This window comes from Microbacterium sp. Bi128 (assembly GCF_918698205.1).
The window spans coordinates 1-2,232 of record NZ_CAKKMM010000839.1 but is presented as its reverse complement, the minus strand read 5'-3'; the positions used below and the strand labels follow the sequence as shown (position 1 = coordinate 2,232).

Annotated in this window: 3 protein-coding genes; 2 read left to right on the top strand and 1 reads right to left on the bottom strand. The window is 69.7% G+C overall.

The genetic code is table 11. The annotated features are described in order from the left end of the window. Positions 1–88 precede the first annotated feature (88 nt). Together LQV45_RS26975 and sufU are read left to right on the top strand one after the other, a co-directional pair. Positions 89–1,396, top strand: coding sequence for an aminotransferase class V-fold PLP-dependent enzyme (locus tag LQV45_RS26975; protein ID WP_230009836.1), 1,308 nt, complete (start codon positions 89–91; stop codon positions 1,394–1,396). A gap of 11 nt (positions 1,397–1,407) precedes the next feature. Continuing rightward, a complete protein-coding gene (gene sufU / locus LQV45_RS26970) occupies positions 1,408–1,863 on the top strand; it encodes a Fe-S cluster assembly sulfur transfer protein SufU (RefSeq protein WP_230009833.1) in 456 nt (151 codons plus the stop codon). 10 nt (positions 1,864–1,873) lie between these two features. On the opposite strand, the gene LQV45_RS26965 is transcribed toward sufU, so the two are convergent. Further along, on the bottom strand, positions 1,874–2,232 hold a 359-nt coding region (locus LQV45_RS26965; RefSeq protein ID WP_253074591.1), incomplete at its 5' end, for a UDP-glucose/GDP-mannose dehydrogenase family protein.

The following is a 2,232-nucleotide window of genomic DNA, read 5'->3' as shown; positions in this document are numbered from 1 at the left end:
GGTTTAATCTGTGTGACGTATTTTGCACGCTGGCCGCCCGGCCGGCGCGGTGTACGCCGCAGCGAACGCCGATCCAGGAGTCTCCGCCATGGTTGCCACCCCAGCCCATCTCCGCCGCTCTGCCGCCGCGCTCGGAAACGAGGAGGTCCTGAGGATCCGCAACGACTTCCCAATCCTGCAGCAGCACGTCAACGGCAGGCCGCTCGTCTACCTGGACTCCGGTGCCACCTCGCAGAACCCGCTCAGCGTGCTCGAGGCCGAGCAGGAATTCTATGAGCAGCGGAACTCCGCGGTCCACCGTGGGGCACACCACCTCGCCGTCGAGGCCACCGAGGCGTTCGAAAACGCCCGGGAAACGGTGGCGGACTTCGTCGGGGCGGAGTGGGATGAGCTGATCTGGACCTCCAACGCCACGGAGGGCCTGAACCTGCTCACCTACTCCTTCCTCAACGCTTCCCTGCCGGGCGCCGGACCCGAAGCGGCCCGGTTCGCCCTGGCCCCGGGCGACGAGCTCGTGGTCACGGAGATGGAGCACCACGCCAACCTGATCCCCTGGCAGGAGCTGGCGGCCCGGACCGGCGCCGTCGTGAAGTTCATCCCGATCGACGACGCCGGCGCCCTTGACCTGGAGGCCGCTGCCGGCATCATCGGCCCGCGCACCCGCGTCCTGGCGTTCACGCACGCGTCAAACGTCCTCGGCACCATCAACCCGGTGGCCGCCCTGGTGGCCCTGGCCCGGTCCGCGGGAGCCCTCGTGGTGCTCGACGCCTGCCAGTCCGCACCGCACCTGCCCCTGGACGTGAAGGCGCTCGACGTCGACTTCGCGGTGTTCTCCGGCCACAAGATGCTTGCCCCCACCGGCATCGGCGCCCTCTATGGCCGCTCGGAGCTGCTCAACGCGATGCCGCCGTTCCTGACCGGCGGCTCCATGATCACCACCGTCACGATGGAACGGGCGGGTTTCCTGCCCAGCCCGCAACGCTTCGAAGCCGGCACCCAGCGCATTTCGCAGGCCGTGGCACTCTCCGCGGCGGTAAATTACCTCAGCGAAACCGGGACGGACCGCATCCACGCCTGGGAAGCCGAACTCGGCCAGCGCCTCGTGCGCGGCTTGGAGTCCATCCCCGGGATCCGGGTGCTGGGTCCGGCGGCCGGGCAGGAGCGGATTGGCCTGGCGGCATTCGACGTCGCGGGCGTCCACGCGCACGACGTCGGCCAGTTCCTGGACAGCCGCGGCATCGCCGTGCGGGTCGGCCACCACTGTGCCCAGCCCCTGCACCGCCGGCTCGGGCTGACGGCGACGACGCGCGCCAGTACGTACCTTTACAACACCACGGACGATGTGGACGCGTTCCTGAACGCGGTCGCCGATGTCCGTGCCTACTTCCAAGCCTAGGACGGACATCCATGAGTCTTGACCAGCTTTACCAGCAGATCATCCTCGAACATGCCAAGGCCCGGCACGGCAGCGGCCTCGCCGCCGCGGACGCGCCCAAGGAGGCCAGCTGCGGCCAGTCCCACCAGCTGAATCCGACCTGCGGCGACGAAATCACGGTCCGGGTGTCCGTTGCCGGCGGGAAGGTCAGTGAGCTGCGCTGGGACGGCGACGGCTGCTCGATCTCGATGGCCTCGGCGTCCGTGCTGACAGACCTCGCCGAGGGCATGACAGTCGAGGAACTCAGCGCCGTCATTGACAGCTTCCGCGAGGTGCTGCGCTCGCGCGGGAAGGTGCCGGCCGACCCGGAGGTGCTGGGCGACGCCGCGGCGTTTGAGGGCGTGTCCCGTTATGCTGCCCGGGTCAAATGCGCCATGCTCTCCTGGGTGGCCGCGGAGGACGCCCTCGGCCAGGCGCTGACGGCCTGACGGCAACACATCAGGGCCGGCCCAGGCCCTTGTAGGTCCAGCCGGCCGCCCGCCACTTGGCAGGGTCCAGGACGTTGCGGCCGTCCAGGATGCGCGGCGCGGACACGAGCGCTTTGGCGGCGTGCGGATCCAGCTCCCGGTACGCCTGCCACTCGGTCAGCAGCAGCACGGCATCGGCCCGGTGCAGCGTCGTCTCCAGGTCCGGTTCCAGCTGGAGTTCGGGGAAGCGCTTGGCGGCATTGGGCAGGGCCTGGGGATCGGTGACCGTCACCACGGCGCCCTGCAGCTGCAGCTGCGCGGCGGCGCTCAACGCGGGGGAGTCCCGGACGTCGTCGCTTTCGGGCTTGAACGCCGCGCCCAGGACTGCGA

What these genes read in the sequence shown, in the direction of transcription:
- LQV45_RS26975 (WP_230009836.1), top strand. Translation starts at nt 89, where the DNA reads ATGGTTGCCACCCCAGCCCATCTCCGCCGCTCTGCCGCCGCGCTCGGA.
- sufU (WP_230009833.1), top strand. Translation starts at nt 1,408, where the DNA reads ATGAGTCTTGACCAGCTTTACCAGCAGATCATCCTCGAACATGCCAAG.